Origin of the sequence: Streptomyces auratus, from assembly GCF_050433025.1 — a bacterium.
GTDB classification, from domain to species: domain Bacteria; phylum Actinomycetota; class Actinomycetes; order Streptomycetales; family Streptomycetaceae; genus Streptomyces; species Streptomyces sioyaensis.
Genome location: NZ_JBNGCB010000001.1, coordinates 1481324 through 1501036 on the forward strand (window position 1 = coordinate 1481324; position 19713 = coordinate 1501036).

Here is a 19713-nt window from a genome sequence, read left to right on the forward strand (position 1 = left end):
CCGCCGGGCTCCGTCACAGGATCGGCTTCCAGAGCAGATAGCCGGTGGGCCGGTAGCCCAGCGAGGTGTAGAGGCCGAGCGCGGGCGCGTTGTCCGCGTAGACGTTCAGCCCGAGGGTGGTGCGGCCGGCGGCGAGGCTCTCGCGCTCGGCGACCAGCATCAGGGTGCGGCCGTGCCCCTGCCCGCGGTGTCCGGGCGCGACCTGCACATCGACCACATAGCCGCCGGGCTGTTCCGGCATCCGCAGGGCGACCCAGATACTGCCGACGTCCGCGCCGCCGTGGGTCAGGATGCGCAGCGCCTGGTAGGGCGTGGCGACGCCGTCGGGAAGCAGGGCGCGATGGCCGGCCGCCGAGGCCTCCTCGGCGCGCGCCCGGGGCATCCCCTGGGCCAGCTGCGTACGGAGGTGCTCGGCGAGCGCGGCCTCCCGCCAGGCCGGGTACTCCTCCTCGCTCAGCGCCCGGTCACTGCTGCCCTCGGGCAGCCGGGGCGCCCCGGCGAGGGACTTGCTCATCGTGCGGCTGCGCTCGGTGTAGCCCAGCGTCGCCGCGAGCCGCCGGGCGGCCGCGGCGCCGGCCGGGACGGTCAGCTCGATCTGCCGGCAGCCCCAGCCGCGCAGCACTTCCTCGGCGGCGAGCGCGGCGACCGTGGCGCGGCCGCGGTGCCGGTCCGCTGCGTCGATGCCCAGGTCCGCGATCCGCCCGGCCGTCGGGCCGAACCGGGCGTCGGTCGTCAGCCGGATCCCGCCGACCCGGCGGCTGTTGACGCAGATGTCGTAGGGGCGGGCCCGGCCCCCGTCGTCGTGCCGTTCTTCCGGTCCCGCGGGGCGCAGCGTTGTGGTCACCCGGACTTTCTACTCGCCCGCGCGCGCTCCCGTCATCACCGCGGATCGAAGTCGGCGGCCGACTGCTCGTCGAAGATCCGCATGGCTTCGGCGGTCACCGGGCCGGGGCCGTCGGCGAGTTGGCGGCCGTCGATCCGGGTGACGGCCTGGACGTCGCGCAGGGTGGAGGTCAGGAAGATCTCCTCGGCCCGCTCCAGGGCGTCCAACGGCAGATCGGTCTCCTTGGCGCCGGCCCAGCTGATCGTCAGGGCCCGGGTGATGCCCGCCAGACAGCCGGAGTGCAGTGGCGGGGTGTGCAGTTCGCCGTCCAGGACGACGAAGACGTTGGAGCCGGTGCCCTCGCAGAGCGCGCCCACGGTGTTGGCGAACAGCGCCTCGGAGGCGCCCTGTTCCCGTGCGCGGGCCAGGGCGACGACGTTCTCGCCGTACGAGGTGGTCTTCAGGCCGGTGAGCGCGCCGCGTTCGTTGCGGGTCCACGGGACGGTGACGGCGGCCGTGCCGTCGGGGCGGCGTGCGGTCTCGGACAGCGCGATGACCAGCGTCGGACCGGCGTCGCCGCGGTCCGAGCCGAGCGGGGAGACGCCGCCGGTGTAGGTGAGCCGCAGCCGGCCGAGGGCCATCGGGTTGGCGTCGAGGACCGCCGCGCAGCCGCGCCGTACCTCGTCGAGATCGGGATCGGGCAGGCCGAGTCCGCGGGCGGAGGTGGTCAGCCGCTCCAGATGGCGGGTGAGGGCGAAGGCGCGGCCGTGCTCGGCCTTGATGGTCTCGAAGACCCCGTCGCCGACCGTCAGCCCGTGGTCGAAGACCGAGACCCGGGCGCCGGCGGCCTCCTGCAGTGCTCCGTCGAGCCAGATCTTCATCGCGTACCTCCAGTCGCCTCGTGCGCGCCCGACGCTACCGCGAGCAGCCTGCGCGCCTTCAACTCCGTCTCCGCCCACTCCCGCTCCGGATCGGAGTCCCAGATGATCCCCGCGCCGGCCCCGAAGCGCAGCACCGGTCCGCCGGGCATGGTGCGGTCGATCCAGAACGTCCGGATGCCGACCGCGAGCTCACCGGTGCGGCGGTCCGCATCGACCCAGCCGATGCCTCCGCAGTACGGGCCGCGGGGCGCGGTCTCCAGCTCGTCGATGATCCGCAGTGCGCTGGACTTGGGGGCGCCGGTGACCGACCCGGGCGGGAAGGTGGCGTCCAGCAGATCCGCCCAGGCGGTCTTCTCGTTCTCCTCGGCCAGTTCACCGCGCACCGTGGAGACGAGGTGGACGAGGCCGGGGTGCTCCTCGACGGCGCACAGTGCCGGGACGGTGACGGTCCCGGTGGCGCAGACCCGGCCGAGATCATTGCGGACCAGGTCCACGATCATCACGTTCTCCGCCCGGTCCTTCTCCGAGAGGTCGGCCGCGGTCCGGCCGGTGCCCTTGATCGGCCCGGAAGCGACGGTGCGGCCGTCGCGCCGCAGATACAGCTCCGGGGAGGCGCTGGCGATCTCGACGCCGTGCCCGGGCAGCCGGATCGTGCCCGCGTACGGCGCCGGGTTTCCGCGGGCCAGCACGGCGGACAGCGCGTCCACGTCGACGCGGGCGGGATCGGGCAGCGGCGCGGTCAGGACCCGGCAGAGATTCACCTGGTAGACATCGCCGGCCGCGATGTGTTCACGGATGCGCCGTACGCCGCCGGTATAGGCGTCCCGGTCCAGGGAACTGGTCCAGGCGCCGGGTACGGGGCCGCGCCAGCCGCCTGGCGCGGGCTCGTCCGCCGCGGTGGCCGGTCGTACGTCGCCGAAGCGGGCGCAGACCACGGCGCCCTCGAAGTCGGCGGCCACCGCCCACCAGCCCGAGGAGTCCAGCGCCGCGGGATCACTGGTCACATCGCGCAGGTCGGTGGCTATCAGGCCGCCGAAGCGGGCCATGGGAGCGAAGTCGTGCACGTCAGCGAGTCTATGGCGGCGGCCCGGACCCCGCCTGTGCCGGGCGGCCCGGCGCAGCACGCTGCACAAACGCGTTTTTGTACTGGCCCCGGAATCCGCTAGAGTTCAACACGTCGCCGGGACGCGGAAGCGCCGCCGGAGGCGGAGTAGCTCCCGGACGTAGCCTGGGAGAGACACCTGCGGACGTAGCTCAGTTGGTAGAGCACCACCTTGCCAAGGTGGATGTCGCGAGTTCGAGTCTCGTCGTCCGCTCGATGTGGGGGATCTTCCCGAACCCCCTCACTCCTGGTGGAGTGGCCGAGAGGCGAGGCAACGGCCTGCAAAGCCGTCTACACGGGTTCAAATCCCGTCTCCACCTCCAAGGACGATTAGCTCAGCGGGAGAGCGCTTCCCTGACACGGAAGAGGTCACTGGTTCAATCCCAGTATCGTCCACTGCCCGGCTTCACCGGGCCCCGCGCGATTAGCTCAGCGGGAGAGCGCTTCCCTGACACGGAAGAGGTCACTGGTTCAATCCCAGTATCGCGCACGCAGCTGCGGATCTTCGTGATCCGCGGTCCCGAGGACGATTAGCTCAGCGGGAGAGCGCTTCCCTGACACGGAAGAGGTCACTGGTTCAATCCCAGTATCGTCCACACCTGATCCCGAGGGCCGGAGCACATCGCTCCGGCCCTCGGGCGTTTTTCGGAACAAGAGCGCTCAGGACGAGAAGAGCATGTGGCCGAAGCTGCGGTGGTGATGACCGTGGTGTCCGTGGTGTCCGTGGTGGCTCTGGTGCGGGGCTCCCCAGGCGGGGGCGGGCGGGTAGACCTGCGGGGCGGGCGGCGGCGGGGGCTGCTGGATCCACTGCGCTTCGAGCCGGCTCAGCGCCTCCAGCTCGCCGTAGTCCAGGAAGATCCCCCGGCAGCCGGCGCACTGCTCGATCTGGACGCCATTGCGCTGGTATGTGTGCATCGGTGCATGGCACTTGGGGCACTGCATCGTCGGCTTCACTCCTTCTCATCCGGCACTGCTCGCTGCGGCGCCTGCGGAACGGCCTCCCGGCGGCGCGGGGTTCACCCTACGACGGGCCCGTCAGGCGCCAAGTGCTGCGGCAGAGGCGCCATCCGGGCACAGGCGTCGACCAGCGCGGTCTCCGCCTCGTCCAGCCGGCGGGCGGCGCCGACGACCTTGGCGACGGCGCGGGCGGCGGTCTGCACGGTCAGAGCGCGGGCGGGAATCTCCAGGTCGGGCCAGGGGTCGCCGGCGGGACGGACGGCGCGGCCGCCGGCGGCGCGGTAGGCGGCCAGGAAGCGCGTCCAGACGTCGGGGGCGAGCAGGCCGGTGGCGAACCAGGCGGCGGGGCGGGCCAGGTCCCAGGCGCCGTCGCCCAGGCCCAGGTCGTCGATGTCGATGAGGAGCCAGGGGCCGTCGGGGGCCGGGTGGCGGACCAGCTGGCCCAGGTGCAGATCGCCGTGGCACAGGGTCCCGGCGCGCGGTGGTGGGGCCGCGCCCCGGGCCCAGGGCGGCAGCAGGTCCCCGGCGCGCGCGATGGCCGCGGCGGCCGCGGGCAGCGGTCCGGCGCCGGGCGCGGAGGGCGGGCCGCCGGCGGGGGCCAGGGCGGTACGCAGGCGAGCAAGGGCGCGGGCGGCCTTGGCGGGACCGCGCATCGGCGGCACGGGGCCGGGGAGTTGGCGCGGGTCGACGGAGTGCAGACGCGCCAGCAGGCGGGCGGCGTCCTCCCAGGGCGCGGCGTCGGGGTCGTCCGGCGGGACCGGGCTGCCGTAGGGCCAGCGGGTGAGGGCCCGGCCGCCGTCGGTGCGGATGAGGAGGCCGTCGGGGGCGGTGACGGGGAGCGGGGGCAGCAGGATGCCGTGCAGTAGGGGGTGGGCGGCGATCCGCAGCCGGGCGGCCAGGTCGTGCGGGTCGCCGTCGGGGGCGTGGGCCTTGGCGACCGTGCGGCCGCTGCGGACGACGGTGCCGTCGGGGCGGTCGGCCAGCACCTCGGGGGCGGTGTCCGGGGTGCCGCCCGGGGCGTCTGCCGCGGTGAGGGCGGCCAGGCGGGCGAGCAGTGGTGCGGTCATCGTTCCCCCGAGTCCCGTGCGGGCCGGATGCGCCGTGGGTGGCGGTACGGGCCGTGCGGCCCGGCCTGGGATCGTACGCGGGCCACGGGCTGCCGGACCGGGCGGCGGCCGGAAAACCCGATGGCCGGGCATCTCCCCAGATGCCCGGCCGTCGTGCCGTCCGCCGTACCCCCCGTCCCCACGGGGTGATCAGCCGTCCCGGGCCGCTCTCCCGGGTCCTGGGGCGCCGTTCAGCGCCCCAGCATTCCGACCACGGACGACGCCTGTGTCATGACGGCTTCCCAGCCGCCGAAGACGACGGCGAGAAGGAACGCCAGCGGCAGCGCCATGGCCACCGCGACGAGGGGGTGGCGAGTGCCGGAGGACTGCCGGCCCTCGAGCGCCGCGGCGGCCCGGCGGCCCTGCGCCCGAAGGGCCGTCCGTCCTGAGGTCTCTGCCATCGTCCCGCTCCCGTCGTCTCTGGGGCGGCGGGCGTCTGACCTCGGGGGACGAGTGCTGCGCCCGCCGCTTGAACACCACAGTAGGCAGTGGGCCGGCGGCGGGCGTCATGCCGTCGTACCGATTCGTCGGCCTCCGGGAGGATGACGAAACCGGACTGCACGTACTCCCCTGGGTGGAGAGACACGTCCAGGACCTGGGGGGCATCCCCGAGGGGTACCGTCGAAATGCGGCGGCGCACGCACTCCTGAGGGTGACCTCGCTCACGCCGGCCGCTCCCCCGCACCCGGCGCCGCCGGCCCGTCCCGCTGCCCCGCCCGCCGCCGTTTTCCGGCCGGGACCGTATCCCCGGCATCCCTCACCAACCGGGCCCGATCACCCTTCATCATGTCAATTCTCCTGCTGCGAGGGATCTTTGGGAGGTCCGGCGCGAAGCCGGGCGGGGCCGGGCCCGATTCCGCCCCTGTGCTGCGGAATCCGCACCGGCCACGGACAATCCGGCGGCCGACGCATGCGCGGCCTCTGCGCACAGCGAGCCGTCAATCCGTAAGCTGTGCCACGTCAGACGGTTGGCAGCGGAGGGGGCTCCCCACCGCAGGTAGGGGACGGACATGGCGATGATGCGGCTCCGACGCGAGGACCCGCGTGTCGTCGGGACGTTCCGGCTGCACCGTCGGCTGGGCGCGGGCGGGATGGGCGTGGTCTATCTCGGCTCGGACAAACGCGGGCAGCGAGTGGCGCTGAAGGTGATCCGGCCGGATCTGGCGGAGGATCAGGAGTTCCGTTCGCGGTTCGCGCGCGAGGTGTCGGCCGCCCGGCGGATCCGCGGCGGCTGTACGGCGCGGCTGGTGGCGGCCGATCTCGACGCGGACCGGCCGTGGTTCGCCACGCAGTACGTCCCGGGCCCCTCGCTGCACGACAGGGTCAACGAGGAGGGGCCGCTGTCCCCCGCGCAGGTCGCCTCCGTCGGCGCCGCGCTGTCCGAGGGGCTGCTGGCCGTACATGACGCGGGCGTGGTGCACCGCGATCTGAAGCCGTCCAACATTCTGCTGTCGCCCAAGGGCCCGCGGATCATCGACTTCGGTATCGCCTGGGCGACCGGCGCCAGCACGCTGACGCATGTGGGCACGGCCGTCGGCTCGCCGGGCTTTCTGGCGCCGGAGCAGGTGCGCGGGGCCGCCGTGACCCCGGCGACGGACATCTTCGCGCTGGGCGCCACCCTCGCCTACGCCTGCACCGCGGACTCCCCCTTTGGGCAGGGAAGTTCGGAGGTCATGCTCTACCGCGTGGTCCACGAGGAGGCGCAGCTGGCCGGGGTGCCGGATGCCCTGGCGCCGCTGCTGGCCTCGTGTCTGGCCAAGGATCCGGCGGACCGCCCCAGCACCCTGTCGCTGTCGCTGCGGCTCAAGGAGATCGCCGCCCGTGAGGCGCACGGGCTGTCGGGCGGCCCCCTGGAGGGCGGGACGGGGGGCGGCTGGGAACAGGCCGAGCGCCGCCTCTCGGAGCGGCCGACCGGCCGGCGGGCCGAGGAGTACGCGCGGCAGCGCACCGAGCGGCGGACCGGGGGGAGCACTCCGCGGCCGCATGCGCCCCGTGACGCGGCCGCCCGGCCGTCCGGGCCGGCCTCGGCCGCGGGGAAGGGGCCGCGGACCGGCGGGCGCGCCGCTCGGGGTGCCCCGGCCGCCCGTCCGCCGGGGCGAAACGGTGCACGTACTCCGGTGCGGACGACCTCGGGCGGGCGCCGGCCCGGTCCCGACCGCCGGCTGCTGCGTCAGCGCATCATCGTGTTCTTCGTGGTGACGCTGCTGGTGGCGCTGGGTATCGCGGCCGCACAGGGGTGTCAGGGGCCGACCAGCGGGCTGGGCGTGGAGCGGCCGGCGCCGGTCGCCTCGTACGGGGGCGCGGGCGCGGACGGGCCCTGGGGGGCGGGGGAACAGATCCCCTAGGGGATGCGGGCGCCCCCTGTGGGGCCACAACTCGGCGGGGCCGGGGAGTTATTCCCGGGGAGATGTTCCCGTCGAGAGGTATCCCCCTCAGCAGCATTCCGTCAGGCCATCTCCGGCTGGCCGGTGGCTGGCCGCCGGTGGCCGTTGGCCGGCCTCAGGCGGGTCAGGACTCCGGCCGGCCCGTCGCCACCGCATAGAACGCCACCGCGGCGGCCGCTCCGACGTTGAGCGAGTCCACGCCGTGCGCCATCGGGATGCGGACCCATTCGTCGGCGGCCCGCAGCGCACCGGTGCTCAGGCCGCCGCCCTCCGCGCCCAGCATCAGGGCGGCGCGCTCCAGGGTGTGCGGGGCGGCCTCGTCGAGGGCGGTGGCCTTCTCGGCCGGGGTCAGTGCGAGCAGCTTGAAGCCCGCTTCCCGTACGGCGGCGAGGTCCCTCGGCCAGCTCTCCAGGCGGGCGTAGGGCACGGAGAACACCGCGCCCATGGAGACCTTCACCGAGCGGCGGTAGAGCGGATCGGCGCAGTCCGGGGAGAGCAGCACCGCGTCCATGCCCAGGGCCGCCGCGCTGCGGAAGATCGCGCCGATGTTGGTGTGGTCGTTGACCGCCTCCATCACCACGATGCGCCGGGCCCCGGCCAGGATGTCACCGGCCGGGGGGAGCGGCTTGCGTTGCATGGAGGCCAGGGCGCCGCGGTGGACGTGATAGCCCGTCACCCGCTCGGCGAGGTCCGGGCTGACGGCGTAGACCGGTGCCGGGATCTCGTCGATGACATCGCGCATGACGTCGACCCACTTCGCCGAGAGCAGCATCGAGCGCATCCGGTAGCCGGCGTGCCGGGCGCGCCGGATGACCTTCTCGCCCTCGGCGATGAAGAGCCCTTCGGCGGGCTCGCGCCGGCGCCGCAGTTCGACGTCGGTCAGGCCGGTGTAGTCGGCCAGCCGGGGGTCGTCCGGGTCGTCGACGGTGATGATTTCTGCCACGGGGAGAGTGCCTTCGTCGGTGTCGGGGGCCCGAGCCGCGTACGGGACCGGTTTACCTGCGGGTGGGGGCGGGGGCGACGGTGACGACCTCGCCGATCACGATGACCGCAGGGGGGCGTACGCCCTCGGCCCGTACGGTCTCGCCGAGCGTGCCGAGGGTGGCGTCGACCCGGCGCTGTGCGGCGGTGGTGCCCTCCTGGATGACGGCGGCCGGGGTGTCGGCGGCGCGGCCGTGCTCGATGAGCTTGGCGGCGATGGCGCCACTGTTCTCGACGCCCATCAGGACGACGAGGGTGCCGCGCAGGCTGGCGAGCGAGGGCCAGTCCACGAGGGAGCGCTCGTCGTCGGGGGCGACATGGCCGCTGACGACGGTGAACTCGTGGGCGACGCCGCGGTGGGTGACGGGGATACCGGCGGCAGCGGGCACGGAGATGGTGCTGGAGATCCCGGGGACGACCGTGCAGGGGATCCCGGCGTCGGCGAGCGCCTGGGCCTCTTCCATGCCGCGGCCGAAGACGAACGGGTCGCCGCCCTTGAGCCGGACCACGGCCTTGCCCGCCTTGGCGTGCTCGATCAGCGCCTGGTTGATCGCCTCCTGTGCCATGAAACGGCCGTAGGGGATCTTTGCGGCGTCGATCACCTGGACATGCGGCGGGAGTTCGGCGAGCAGGTCGCGGGGGCCGAGCCGGTCGGCGATCACCACGTCCGCCTCGGCGAGCAGTCGGCGGCCGCGGACGGTGATCAGATCGGGGTCGCCGGGGCCGCCGCCGACCAGCGCCACACCCGGGGTGTGCGGGCGGCGGTGGTGCGGAGCGGCGATGCTGCCCTCCCGCAGGCCCTCGACGATCGCATCGCGTACGGCGGCGGAGCGGCGCGGGTCGCGGCCGGTGAGCACGGCGACGGTGACGCCCTCGCTGCGGCCGGTGGCCGGGGTCCAGGCGGTGGCCGCCTCGGCGTCGTCGGAGCGTACGCACCACACCCGGCGGTCCTCGGCCTCCTGGGACGCGGCGGCGTTGGCCTGGGGGTCGTCGGTGGAGATCAGCGCGTACCAGGCGTCGGCGAGGTCGCCGTCCTGGTAGCGGCGGCGCTCCCAGCGGATCTCGCCGGCGTCGGCCATCGCCTCGACGGAGGGGGTGGCGGACGGGGAGATGAGCAGGACGTCGGCGCCCGCGGCGAGCAGCGACGGCAGCCGGCGCTGGGCGACCTGCCCGGCCCCGAGGACGACCACCCGACGGCCGGAGAGCCGCAGTCCGACGGGGTAGGCGGCGTGTTCGGCGGCATGCTCAGCCATGGCGGTACGGCTCCTTGTACGGATGAGGCGACTTCGACGGCCGGCCAAGCCGCTGCGGCGCTGAAGCGGCTGGTGATCAGGTGGTACGGCCGGGGTGGCGGGTAAGGCCCCGGCCCACAGCCTATGGGGCTGCGGGCCGGGGGTCATGCGGGGGCGAGCGGCTGCTCCGCTCAGATCTTCTCGGTGACTCCGGCGGAGTCGAAGGTCGCGACCTCGTGCATGGCGCGGGCGGCGCTCTGCACCACGGGGAGCGCCAGCAGGGCGCCGGTGCCCTCGCCGAGGCGCAGATCGAGGTCGACCAGCGGGCGCAGGCCCAGCTTGTTCAGGGCCGCGACATGGCCCGGCTCGGCGCTGCGATGACCGGCGATGCAGGCGGCCAGCGCCTCGGGGGCGATGGCGCGGGCCACAAGTGCGGCGGCGCCGGCGCTCACCCCGTCGAGGATCACCGGCGTACGCAGCGAGGCGCCGCCGAGGATCAGGCCGACCATGGCCGCGTGCTCCAGTCCGCCGATCGCGGCGAGGACGCCGATCGGATCGGCCGGGTCGGGCTGGTGCAGCTCCAGGGCGCGGCGGACGACCTCGACCTTGCGGGCGTGCGTCTCGTCGTTGATGCCGGTGCCGCGGCCGGTGACCTCGGCCGCATCGACGCCGGTGTAGACGGCGATCAGCGCGGCGGAGGTGGTGGTGTTGGCGATGCCCATCTCGCCGGTGAGCAGCGCCTTGTTGCCGGCCGCGACGAGATCGCGGGCGGTGTCGATACCGACCTCGATCGCCTTGAGCACGTCCTCCTGGGTCATCGCCGGGCCCGCCGTGAAGTCGGCGGTGCCGGGGCGGACCTTGCGCGGCAGCAGCCCCGGGGTGGCGGGGAGGTCGCTCGCCACGCCGACGTCCACGACACAGACCTCGGCGCCGACCTGATGGGCGAAGGCGTTGCAGACCGCGCCGCCGCCCAGGAAGTTGGCGACCATCTGGCCGGTGACCTCCTGGGGCCAGGGGGTCACGCCCTGGGCGTGCACGCCGTGGTCACCGGCGAAGATCGCGACGGCGGCCGGCTCCGGGATCGGCGGCGGGCACTTGCGGGACAGTCCGCACAGCTGCGCGGAGATGATCTCCAGCATGCCCAGCGCCCCGGCGGGCTTGGTCATCCGCTTCTGCCGCTCCCAGGCCTCGCCGAGCGCCTTGGCGTCCAGCGGGCGGATGCCCTGCAGGGTCTCCTGAAGGAGGTCGTGCGGGCTCTCGCCGGGCAGCGCACGGCGGCCGTAGGTCTCCTCGTGGACGACCCAGGACAGCGGACGGCGCTTGGACCAGCCGGCCTGCAGCAGCTCGGGCTCTTCCGGGAACTCGTCGACGTAACCGACGCACAGGTAGGCGACGACTTCGAGGTGCTCGGGCAGGTCCAGTTCGCGGACCATCTCCCGCTCGTCGAAGAAGCTGACCCAGCCGACGCCCAGGCCCTCGGCGCGGGCGGCGAGCCAGAGGTTCTCGACGGCGAGCGCGGAGGAGTACGGGGCCATCTGCGGCTGGGTGTGCCGGCCGAGGGTGTGCCGGCCGCCGCGGGTGGAGTCGGCGGTGACGACGATGTTGACCGGCGTCTCCAGGATCGCCTCGATCTTCAGCTCGCGGAACTGCTTGGCGCGCGCCTTGGGCAGCGACTTGGCGTACGCCTCGCGCTGCTGCATGGCGAGCTGGTGCATCTTCTCGCGGGTCTCGGCCGAGCGGATGACGACGAAGTCCCAGGGCTGGGAGTGGCCGACGCTGGGGGCGGTGTGGGCCGCCTCCAGGACGCGCAGCAGCACCTCGTTGGGGATCGGGTCGCTGCGGAAACCGTTGCGGATGTCGCGGCGTTCGCGCATCACGCGGTGTACGGCGGCGCGCTCGGAGTCGTCGTAGCCGGCGGCGGGGGACGCGTCGGCCGGGGCGTCGGCGGGGTCGCCGTCGGGCGCCGTTGCGGACTTCTGTGCTCCGGCCGTCTGCGGCTGGTCGTCGTTCTGGTCGTCGTCCTCGCCGAGCTGGACGAGGGCGGCGGCGTCCTGCTGCTGGGGCATGCCGTCCAGGGCGGCGGCCGGGGCGTCGGGGGCGGGTACGGCCGTCGCGGGCTGCTCGCCGGACGCCTGGGCGGGGATGTGGACCACGACGGGCGGGGGCTCGGGGAGCGGGGCGGCGGGGGCGGCGTTGTCTGCGGGCTCGTCGGTCATGGGGGGCACGGCCGTCTCGTCCGTCGTGGCGCTCGCTTCGGTGCCGGCGGTCTCGTCCGTCCCGGCGGTCTCGTCGGGCGCAGGGGCCGGGGCGGGTGCGGCAGGGTCGGTGTCCGGGGCCGCATCGGCCGTGAGGGCAACCGGTTCGGCGGGGCTCTGGGCACCGTCCGCTACGGGCTGCTGCTCGGCACCGGGGTCCGGGCCCTGCGGCACGGCGGCCGGGGCGGGTGCCTCGGCGGTCTGCTGCCCTGCGGCATCGGCGGGGGCACCGGGCTGCGGCTGCCCGGCGGCCGGCTGCTGCGTCTCGGGCGGCTCTATGACGGCCTGTTCCGGGGACGCGGCCTCCTCGGATACGGGGAGAGCAACGGAGTCCTCGGGCACGGCGGCCGGCTCCGGGGCGGCTACGGGCCCGGCCACGGGGAGATCGCCGGCGGCGGCCTCGGCCGGAGCGGCGGGGGCCGGGGCGGCCTCCGTCCCGGGCTCCGGATGGGTCGCCTCGACGGCGGGGGCCGGTTCGACGGGCTGCGGCTGGTCGGCGGGCTGCTGCGGCTGGTCGGCGGTCACAGGCACGTGGGCAGCCTCGGGTACATCGGTGGCCTCGGGCACGGCGCCGGTCGGACCGTCGTCGGCGGGCTGTGCGGGCTGTGCGGGCTGCGGTGCCGGTGCCGGAGCGGCCTCGACAGGGGCGGCCGGTGCCTCGGCGGCCGGCTGGTCGGCTTCGGGCTCGGCGAGCTCGGCGGGCTGCACGGCTTCGTCGGCCGCGGCGGGGGCGGAGGTCCCGGCGGACTGCACCTGCGCCGCGCGCTCGGTTCCGGCCTCGGCGCTCCCATCCTGGTCCGCGGCCTGCTGCGGGACGTCCGTGGCCACGGCCTCGGACTGCTGCACCACCGCGGCGGCGTCCTGAGCGGGCACCTCCTGAGCAGGGGCGTTCGGCGCGACGGCGTCGGCACCGGGGGCCTCCGCCACGGCGGCGTCCAGTGCCGTGGCGTCCGCTACGGCACCCTCCGCCCCAGCCGTTCCGTCCTGCCCCGGCGCCGCCGCATCCGGCAGCGCCTCCACCGTCACGTCCTGCGGCTGCGCGGGCGCATCGGCCCGCTCGCCCGGCACGGCTCCGGGGGCGTCCGCAACGACGGACGCGGCATCGGCGGGCTGTGCGGCGGTCTCGGCCGACAGCGGCTGCAGCTGTTCGGCGGGCGGTTGTGCATCCTGCGGAACGGGCTGCGCGGCCTCGGGTGCGGTGGGCACCTCGGGGGCGACCGTTTCTGCAACCGCGTCGGGCGTCGCCTGGGCCGAGGGCTCGCCCCACGGCGTCACCTGCGACGGGATCTCGCCGAGCTGCGGACCGGGCAACGGGCCCTGGCCCGCTGCCCCGTAGGTCTGCTCGGCGGACAACTGGCCCTCGTAGGACTGTCCGCCGTACGACGGCGCCGCGAAGCCCTGCGCCGCCGCGTCCCCGAGCTGCTGCCCGGGGTGGGCTCCGCCGGCCGGCGGGCCCGCCATGGCCTCGGGGGCCCCGGCCGGGGCATCGAAGTACTCCGGACCGCCGGTGGGCGGTTCCACCTGCGGCGCGACGGACTGCGCGGGCGCTTCCGCCGGTCCGCGGTCGGCCAGCGAACGGACCACGCCGCCGGTCGCGTCGGGCACCGGCGGGCCCATGTGCAGCGGACGGCGAGGGGGCGTGGCGGGTGCGGCCGCGCGGGCCCGGTCCGGCTGCTGGGGTGCCGCGGGCTGCGGAATGCGGACGGCGCCGAGGTCGACGGAACCGGAATCCCGGCCGCCGCTCTCATGGTCGCCGGCCTGGGCGGGCAACGGCTCGAAGCCGGTGGCCCCCTGGGCGGCGGCGTCATACGGGGCGCCCTGCGGAAGCTGCTGGTCCGCGCCCTGGTGGGTCTCCTGGGGCTGCGGGAGCGGCTGGGGTGCCGGCTGCTCGCTCCAGGCGCCCTGGGCGCCCGGCATCAGCAGCAGATCGTCGTCCTCGACGGCGCCGTCGGGCTGGTCGACATAGGGGTATTCGCCCGGAGGAGGCACCATGCCCGGCTGCGGGGCCGGTCCGGCATCGGCAGGGGAGGGAGCGGCCGACGGCTGCGGCTGCCCGGGATGTCCGCCTGCGTTCTCCGGCTGACCCTCGCCCGGGACCTGGCCGGTGTCGGTCATGCGTACCCCTCGCCCATTGGTAGTGCTCCTTCCAACCGCTCGTGCGACGCGCTCGACCGGGGCGCGCCGACGCCCCGATAGCTAGAACGAGCGAGCGCGCCTCGCGGCACGTCCGCTCTCCAGAGCTTCATATTCCGCCAAAACCACGGCATTTTCCGGATATTGACGTACGAAGCCGAACGCGGAACGGCGGCGCAACGATCCGCCAGCCTACCTCGCGCGGGTAGCCGTGCTGGTCATGGGTGAGAAACGCGATAGCCGCTCAGCAAAAACACCACGGACCGCTCGCGTTCGACCCAGGCGGAAGTGTCCAGGTCGACGGATTGCAGCAAGGCGCACTCGACGTCGTAGCCGCCGTTCGCCAGCGCCCGGCCGAGCGATTCGGCCTCGTCGCGGGTGGCCGCGTGGGTGACGATGCGTTCGGGGCGGCGGGCCGCACACGCGGTGACGACCTCCGCTCCCCCGCCGCCGACCCGGATGACATCGGGTTCCGGCAGGTCCTCCAGGATCTGTGGCGCCCGGCCGTGCACGACCTGGAGTTGGACGCCGTGCCGGCGGGCGAGGGCGGCGGTGCGCCCGCAGGCGTCCGCGTCGGCGTCCACCGCGATGACCGCGGCACCGAAGCGCGCGGCCTCCACCGCGGCGGCCCCGACGCCCGCACCGATGTCCCAGACCAGGTCGCCCACCTGCGGCCCGAGGCGCGCGAGTTGTGCGGTGCGCAACTGGACGGACTCCCCCTCGCCGAGGACGCCGCCGTACGCACCGGCCGGAAGTCCCCAGCCGCGCGGGCCCGTCGGATGGCCCACCTCGCGGCCGGCGATCCAGCCGGTCCCCTGAGCCGCCGCGCCGCCGGGCGAACCGCCCACCACAATCACGACATTGGGGTCACGCCAGACATGGTCGGCGACCTTGTCCGATGTGAGTACCGTCACCCGCTCCCGGTCGGTGCCCAGGTCCTCGCAGATGACGAAGGTGCGGTGGACGCCGCCGAGCAGCAGGGCGAGTTCGGCCGGCCCGGCGCCGGGCGAGGTGAGAACCGCCACCTTGGTGTGGGCGCGGCAGACGTTCACCGCGCGGCGCAGATCGCGACTGTGGGCGACCACGACCCGGGCGTCTTCCCAGGGCATTCCGGCCCGGGCGAAGGCGGCCGCGACGGAGGAGACGGCCGGTACGACCTCCACCTCCAGGCCGTGCTCGGGTGCCCGCAGGGTGCGTACGACGCCGAAGAAGCCGGGGTCGCCGTCGGCGAGCACGACGGCGGTGCCGCGGTGCTGGGCGATCCGGCGGGCGGCCAGGGTCACGCTGCCGAGCCGGATCCGCTCGGCGTGCGGCGGGACTTCGGGCAGTGCGAGGTGGTGGGCGGCGCCGGCCACGAGGGTGGCGGCGCCGAGGGCGGAGCGGGCGGCAGCGGTCAGCGGAGAGCCGTCCCATCCGATCACCGTGACCCGGTCGGCCATGCTCGTCAGTCTCCTGGGGCTGCTGTGGTTACGCGGGCAGCGGCGGCTGCGGGGCGGCCGCAGGCCGGTGGCACTGCCGCCGTGGTCCGCTGATCCGCGCTGGTCGCGCAGGTGCGCGGCAGGCCGAGGGTACCCCGAGAGGTACGGACCTGCGTGCGGGTGTGGGCCGGTTGCCCGCGGGGCGGGTCAGTTCCACTCGGGGTAGGTGAATCCGTTCGCGTCCGCGAGCCGGCCGGGGACCCCGTCGAGATCCTCGGGCAGCAGGCTCCACACGATCAGGTCGGTGCGGATGTCCGCCCAGCCGCCGTCCTCCGTGCGGCTGCGGGCTATCCAGGCATTGCGCAGCACGCCCTCGCTGATACAGCCGATCTTCTGGGCGACCTGCTGGGACGCGGTGTTGCCCGCCGCGGTACGCAGCTCCAGGCGCTCGAACTTCTGGTCGTGGAAGACCCACTGGGCGGTGGCGAGCGCCGCCTCGGACGCATAGCCCTCGCCGCGGGCCCAGGAAGCGACGATGTAGGAGAGCTCGGTGGAGCGCAGCCGCCAGTCGGTGTTGGTCAGCTGGACCACGCCGACGAGGCGCTGGGTGAGGAACTCGGTGACGGCGAAGTCGACTCCGCGCCCGGCGGTGCGTTCGGTGGGCGCGTACTCGGCGATCCAGGTGCGGGCGGCGGCCCGGGTGTAGGGCTGGGGGGCCGCGGTCCAGGCCGCGACGAGCTCATCGTTCATCATGTCGGCCAGCGACGGCACATCGGCCTCTTCGAGAGGGCGCAGCACCAACCGGTCCGTGCTGATGGAGATGTCCGGAAAGGTGGATGTCATGCCGCTGCTCCAACGCCGTTGACCGTGGGGTTCCGGGACGTCGCGGGCTGTTTCCGCGCGAGGTCACGGGCTGTCTTGACCGTCTTGAATGCACCAGCATGCAGCATGGGCCGTGGGGTGTGCCACGCGCGTGGGCCCCGGCCGCGCGCTCGGCGGTCCGGGGTCCGGGGGGTGTCTGTGCGGCCGACCATCTTCCGGTGACCTGCGGAGACGCGGGGAGGTGGGGGCTGGCGGCCGGGAGGGGGAAGCGGGGGCTGCCGCCCCGGGGATGGGGCGGCGGCGGTACGTCTGCAGCTGCCCGCCTCCGAAGGGGCGGTACGTCTAGACCCGCCCACCCCGGAAGCGGCCGCACATCTACGGCTGCCAACTCCCGGAGGGGCCGTACGTCTACAGCTGCCGACTCCCGAAGGGGCCGTACGTCTACAGCTTCCGACTCCCGAAGGGGCCGTACGTCTACAGCTGCCGACTCCCGGAGGGGCCGTACGTCTGCACCCATCCCCCGGAGCAACCGCACCTCTACACCCGCCCACCCCCCGAAGGGGGGTGGGCGGCGGGGAAAAATACGGAGGAAGCTCAGCCCTTGGCAGGCCCGAAGGCCGGAATGACCGACCCGTCCTTGTACTTGTCCTCGATGAACTTCTTGACCTCGGGGGAGTTCAGCAGCTTGGCCAGCTTCTTGATCCGCGGGTCGTTCTCGTTGCCCTTCTTGACGGCGAGGAAGTTGGCGTAGGGGTTGCCCTTCGCCTTCTCCAGGGCCAGCGCGTCCTTGGAGGGCTTGAGCCGCGCGCCGATGGCGAAGTTGCCGTTGATGACCGCGGCGTCGACATCGTCGATACGCGGCGCGGTCTGCGCGGCCTCCAGCTCGGTGATCTTGACGCCCTTGTCGTCCTTGACGTCGGTCAGCTTGGCGTCGGAGCCGACGCCGGGCTTGAGGGTGATCACTCCGTTGTCGGCGAGCAGCTTGAGCGCACGGCCCTCGTTGGAGGGGTCGTTGGGGACCGAGACGGTGCTGCCGGACTTGAGCTCCGAGAGCTTGTGGATCTTCTTGGAGTAGACGCCCAGCGGCTCGATCAGCACGTTCTGGACGGGCACGATGTGCGTGCCGTTCTCCTTGTTGAAGGTGTCCAGGAACGGCTTGTGCTGGAAGAAGTTGGCGTCCACCTGGCCGTCGTCGGTGACCTTGTTGGGGATCTTGTAGTCGTTGAACGGCTTGACGACCAGCTTGAGGCCTTCCTTGGCCGCCAGCTTGTTCTTGATGAAGTCGAGGATGGCGCCGTGGGGGGTGGGGCTCGCGGCGACGACCAGGGGGGCGTTCTTGTCGCCCTTGTCGCTGCTGGCGGTGGTGTCGGACGGGGCCGAGCAGGCGCTCGCGCCGAGCGCGACGGCGGAGGCGGCCGCGACGGCCACGGTGATCTTGACGGTGTTGCGCACGAAGAGTGCCTCTTTCTTGTTCACACACGGGGGTTCATGTGCGGTGTCCGCCCGGCAAAGGGTCCGGGCTCTTGGGCGGAGCGGGTGGCTCCGGGATCAGGCGGCTTCGGTGACGGCGACCGGCTCCTCGGTGCGGGTGCGGCGCAGACCGACGCGCCGCGAGGAGGCACGGCCGCCGCGCTCGGCGAGCCGGCGGACGACGAGGTCGCCGAGTATCTGGACGAGGGTGACGAGGAGGATCAGCTCCACCACGGTGGCGATCATCAGCGAGGTCTCGTACTGCTGGTAGCCGTAGGTGTAGGCGAGGTTGCCCAGACCGCCGCCGCCGACCGCACCGGCGATCGCCGAGTAGCCGATCAGCTGGATGACCAGGGTGGTGACGCCCGCGATCAGTGCGGGCAGCGCCTGCGGGAGCAGCACCTTGAAGACGATGGTCCAGGTGCCGCCGCCCATGGCGTGCGCGGCCTCCACCAGTCCGTGGTCGACCTCGCGCAGCGCGGCCTCCACCAGCCGGGCGAAGAACGGGATGGCGGCGAGGGCGAGCGGGACCACCGCGCCTGTCGGGCCGATGGAGACGCCGACGAGGAGCCGGGTGAAGGGGATCAGCACGACGATCAGGATCAGGAACGGGAAGGACCGCCCGATGTTCACGATCGCGCCGAGCACCTTGTTCACCACGACGTTCTGCAGGACGGCGCCGCGCCGGGTCAGATGCAGCAGCACCCCGACCGGGATGCCGATGAGCACCGCGTAGAACGTCGACCACCACACCATGAAGAGGGTGTCGAGCGTGTTGTCGTACAGCAGCGGCTGCATCTCGTTCCAGGTCACTTGGCACCTTCCTTCTGCAGCGCGCCGGCGGCCGCCGGGGTCACCGCGTCGTCGACGGCTTCGGCGGTCCCGCCGGTGGCACCGGCCACGTCGGCGACGTCTGCCACATCGACCTGCAGCCCCTGCTCCCGCAGGAACCCGATGGGCACCACGTTCTCCTCGAAGCGGCCGGGGAGCTCGATGCGCATCCGGCCGACCTGCTTGCCGCCGACGGTGTCCATGGCGGCGCCGAGGATCGAGATGTCGACGTTGTAGGTACGCGCCAGCTCGGAGATCACCGGGCGGGTGGCGGCCGAGCCGTGGAAGGTGATGTCGACGACGGTGCGGTCGTCGGCCGAGGGCTCACCGCCGACCGGGAACAGCTCGCGGGCCAGCTCGGAGCCGGGGGTGGCCAGCAGTTCGGCGACGGTGCCCTGCTCGACGACGCGGCCGTTCTTCATCAGCGCGGCCGAGTCGCAGATCGTCTTGACGACGTCCATCTCGTGCGTGATGAGCACGATGGTCAGGCCCAGCTTGCGGTTGAGGTCGCGCAGCAGCTGGAGGATGGAGCGGGTGGTCTCCGGGTCCAGGGCGCTGGTGGCCTCGTCGGAGAGCAGCACCTTGGGGTCGCCGGCCAGCGCACGGGCGATGCCGACGCGCTGCTTCTGGCCGCCGGAGAGCTGGGCGGGGTAGGCCTTGGCCTTGTCGGCGAGGCCTACCAGGTCCAGCAGCTCCAGCGCCTTGCGGGAGCGCTCCCGGCGGTCGACCTTGAGGATCTCCAGCGGCAGTTCGACGTTGTCCTGGACGGTGCGCGAGGACAGCAGGTTGAAGTGCTGGAAGACCATCCCGATGTGGCTGCGGGCGGCGCGCAGCGGGGCGCTCGCACGCTGGCCGCGGCCGGCGAGGGACGTCAGCTCCTGGCCGGCGACGGTGACCGTGCCGGAGGTGGGGCGCTCCAGGAGGTTGAGGCAGCGGATGAGGGTGGATTTACCGGCGCCGCTCTGGCCGATGACGCCGTACACCTCGCCCTCGCGGACGTGCAGATCGACGCCGTCCAGGGCGGTGACTTCGCGGTCTCCTGAACGGTAGACCTTGGTCAGGCCCGTAGTGGTGATCACAGGGGAATTCCGTCACTGTCGAGTGCTCGGCGGGGGTCGCCCGCCGGAGCACGGGGCATTCTTGCGAGTGCGGCAGGGGGGAACGGGCGCGGCGGCGGGCGCGGGGCCCGGCTGCGGGTTCCGGTGACGCGGGGCGGCCGGATTCCGTCGGCGACGGAGGCACGGCGCGGTGGGGGTCCGCCCTGCTCCTCAAGAGCTCGGGGGAGGGTCTCACTTCGGGGCGCGAGCTTAGGCGGGGG

General features: G+C 73.7%; 15 protein-coding genes and 5 tRNA genes. 6 read left to right on the plus strand and 14 right to left on the minus strand.

All coding sequences use genetic code 11. The features are described from left to right. Nucleotides 1-13 precede the first annotated feature (13 nt). The 3 genes from BKA18_RS06255 to BKA18_RS06265 are packed head-to-tail and all read right to left on the minus strand — an operon-like array spanning nt 14 to nt 2750. Entirely contained in the window at nt 14-844 is an 831-nt protein-coding gene (locus BKA18_RS06255) for a GNAT family N-acetyltransferase (protein WP_366045287.1), read from the minus strand. A 35-nt stretch (nt 845-879) separates the two neighbouring features. Beyond that, nucleotides 880-1704: an aminotransferase class IV gene (locus BKA18_RS06260; RefSeq protein WP_093482260.1), complete on the minus strand. Its 825-nt coding sequence runs from the start codon at nt 1702-1704 to the stop codon at nt 880-882. Further along, a complete protein-coding gene (locus BKA18_RS06265; protein WP_366045394.1) occupies nt 1701-2750 on the minus strand; it encodes a chorismate-binding protein in 1050 nt (349 codons plus the stop codon). Before BKA18_RS06265 ends, BKA18_RS06260 begins: the two co-directional genes overlap by 4 nt. A 197-nt stretch (nt 2751-2947) precedes the next feature. On the opposite strand from BKA18_RS06265, the gene BKA18_RS06270 reads away from it, so the two are divergent. The 5 genes from BKA18_RS06270 (at nt 2948) to BKA18_RS06290 (ending at nt 3402) form a co-directional block, all read left to right on the plus strand. Continuing rightward, a tRNA-Gly gene (locus tag BKA18_RS06270) sits at nt 2948-3020 on the plus strand. Between the two features lie 35 nt (nt 3021-3055). After that, nucleotides 3056-3129, plus strand: a tRNA-Cys gene (locus BKA18_RS06275). A gap of 1 nt (nt 3130) precedes the next feature. After that, nucleotides 3131-3202: transfer RNA gene (locus BKA18_RS06280), tRNA-Val, on the plus strand. Nucleotides 3203-3224: 22 nt separating this feature from the next. Beyond that, nucleotides 3225-3296: transfer RNA gene (locus BKA18_RS06285), tRNA-Val, on the plus strand. A gap of 34 nt (nt 3297-3330) precedes the next feature. Next, nucleotides 3331-3402: transfer RNA gene (locus tag BKA18_RS06290), tRNA-Val, on the plus strand. Between the two features lie 64 nt (nt 3403-3466). Here the strand turns inward: BKA18_RS06290 and BKA18_RS06295 are convergent. The 3 genes from BKA18_RS06295 to BKA18_RS06305 all read right to left on the minus strand — a co-directional run bounded on the left by BKA18_RS06295 (nt 3467) and on the right by BKA18_RS06305 (nt 5270). Further along, nucleotides 3467-3748 (minus strand): TFIIB-type zinc ribbon-containing protein, encoded by a 282-nt coding sequence (locus BKA18_RS06295; protein ID WP_366045288.1) that lies wholly within the window; start codon nt 3746-3748, stop codon nt 3467-3469. Nucleotides 3749-3822: 74 nt separating this feature from the next. Next, on the minus strand, nt 3823-4830 hold the full coding sequence (locus BKA18_RS06300; RefSeq protein ID WP_366045289.1) for a phosphotransferase: 1008 nt from the start codon (nt 4828-4830) through the stop codon (nt 3823-3825). A 230-nt stretch (nt 4831-5060) separates the two neighbouring features. Then, a complete protein-coding gene (locus BKA18_RS06305) occupies nt 5061-5270 on the minus strand; it encodes a hypothetical protein (RefSeq protein ID WP_366045290.1) in 210 nt (69 codons plus the stop codon). 609 nt (nt 5271-5879) lie between these two features. Here BKA18_RS06305 and BKA18_RS06310 point away from each other — a divergent pair. Continuing rightward, a complete protein-coding gene (locus BKA18_RS06310) occupies nt 5880-7214 on the plus strand; it encodes a serine/threonine-protein kinase (protein ID WP_366045291.1) in 1335 nt (444 codons plus the stop codon). 163 nt (nt 7215-7377) lie between these two features. Here BKA18_RS06310 and BKA18_RS06315 read toward each other — a convergent pair whose 3' ends face one another. The 8 genes from BKA18_RS06315 to BKA18_RS06350 all read right to left on the minus strand — a co-directional run bounded on the left by BKA18_RS06315 (nt 7378) and on the right by BKA18_RS06350 (nt 19474). Next, nucleotides 7378-8196 (minus strand): TrmH family RNA methyltransferase, encoded by an 819-nt coding sequence (locus tag BKA18_RS06315; protein ID WP_096214484.1) that lies wholly within the window; start codon nt 8194-8196, stop codon nt 7378-7380. Nucleotides 8197-8248: 52 nt separating this feature from the next. Continuing rightward, nucleotides 8249-9487, minus strand: a complete 1239-nt coding sequence (cobA, locus tag BKA18_RS06320; RefSeq protein WP_006607521.1) for a uroporphyrinogen-III C-methyltransferase — start codon at nt 9485-9487, stop codon at nt 8249-8251. 170 nt (nt 9488-9657) lie between these two features. After that, entirely contained in the window at nt 9658-13836 is a 4179-nt protein-coding gene (gene cobT / locus BKA18_RS06325; RefSeq protein WP_366045292.1) for a nicotinate-nucleotide--dimethylbenzimidazole phosphoribosyltransferase, read from the minus strand. A gap of 236 nt (nt 13837-14072) precedes the next feature. Next, nucleotides 14073-15293, minus strand: a complete 1221-nt coding sequence (cbiE, locus tag BKA18_RS06330; RefSeq protein ID WP_366045293.1) for a precorrin-6y C5,15-methyltransferase (decarboxylating) subunit CbiE — start codon at nt 15291-15293, stop codon at nt 14073-14075. Between the two features lie 186 nt (nt 15294-15479). After that, nucleotides 15480-16115 carry a GNAT family N-acetyltransferase gene (locus BKA18_RS06335; RefSeq protein WP_366045294.1) on the minus strand — a complete coding sequence of 212 codons (636 nt, stop codon included), beginning with the start codon at nt 16113-16115 and terminating at the stop codon, nt 15480-15482. A gap of 573 nt (nt 16116-16688) precedes the next feature. Further along, the gene (locus BKA18_RS06340) at nt 16689-17570 is read right to left on the minus strand and encodes a MetQ/NlpA family ABC transporter substrate-binding protein (protein WP_366045295.1); all 882 of its coding nucleotides are present in this window, start codon (nt 17568-17570) and stop codon (nt 16689-16691) included. 72 nt (nt 17571-17642) lie between these two features. After that, nucleotides 17643-18377: a methionine ABC transporter permease gene (locus tag BKA18_RS06345; protein ID WP_366045296.1), complete on the minus strand. Its 735-nt coding sequence runs from the start codon at nt 18375-18377 to the stop codon at nt 17643-17645. Then, nucleotides 18374-19474, minus strand: coding sequence for a methionine ABC transporter ATP-binding protein (locus BKA18_RS06350; protein ID WP_006607527.1), 1101 nt, complete (start codon nt 19472-19474; stop codon nt 18374-18376). Before BKA18_RS06350 ends, BKA18_RS06345 begins: the two co-directional genes overlap by 4 nt. Nucleotides 19475-19713 lie beyond the last annotated feature (239 nt).

Bases quoted from the DNA above. Each gene is read 5' to 3' on its own strand.
- cbiE (WP_366045293.1), bottom strand. From the start codon at position 15,293: ATGGCCGACCGGGTCACGGTGATCGGATGGGACGGCTCTCCGCTGACC.
- BKA18_RS06300 (WP_366045289.1), bottom strand. From the start codon at position 4,830: ATGACCGCACCACTGCTCGCCCGCCTGGCCGCCCTCACCGCGGCAGAC.
- BKA18_RS06295 (WP_366045288.1), bottom strand. From the start codon at position 3,748: ATGCAGTGCCCCAAGTGCCATGCACCGATGCACACATACCAGCGCAAT.
- cobT (WP_366045292.1), bottom strand. From the start codon at position 13,836: ATGACCGACACCGGCCAGGTCCCGGGCGAGGGTCAGCCGGAGAACGCA.
- BKA18_RS06265 (WP_366045394.1), bottom strand. From the start codon at position 2,750: ATGGCCCGCTTCGGCGGCCTGATAGCCACCGACCTGCGCGATGTGACC.
- BKA18_RS06335 (WP_366045294.1), bottom strand. From the start codon at position 16,115: ATGACATCCACCTTTCCGGACATCTCCATCAGCACGGACCGGTTGGTG.
- BKA18_RS06305 (WP_366045290.1), bottom strand. From the start codon at position 5,270: ATGGCAGAGACCTCAGGACGGACGGCCCTTCGGGCGCAGGGCCGCCGG.
- BKA18_RS06310 (WP_366045291.1), top strand. From the start codon at position 5,880: ATGGCGATGATGCGGCTCCGACGCGAGGACCCGCGTGTCGTCGGGACG.
- cobA (WP_006607521.1), bottom strand. From the start codon at position 9,487: ATGGCTGAGCATGCCGCCGAACACGCCGCCTACCCCGTCGGACTGCGG.
- BKA18_RS06260 (WP_093482260.1), bottom strand. From the start codon at position 1,704: ATGAAGATCTGGCTCGACGGAGCACTGCAGGAGGCCGCCGGCGCCCGG.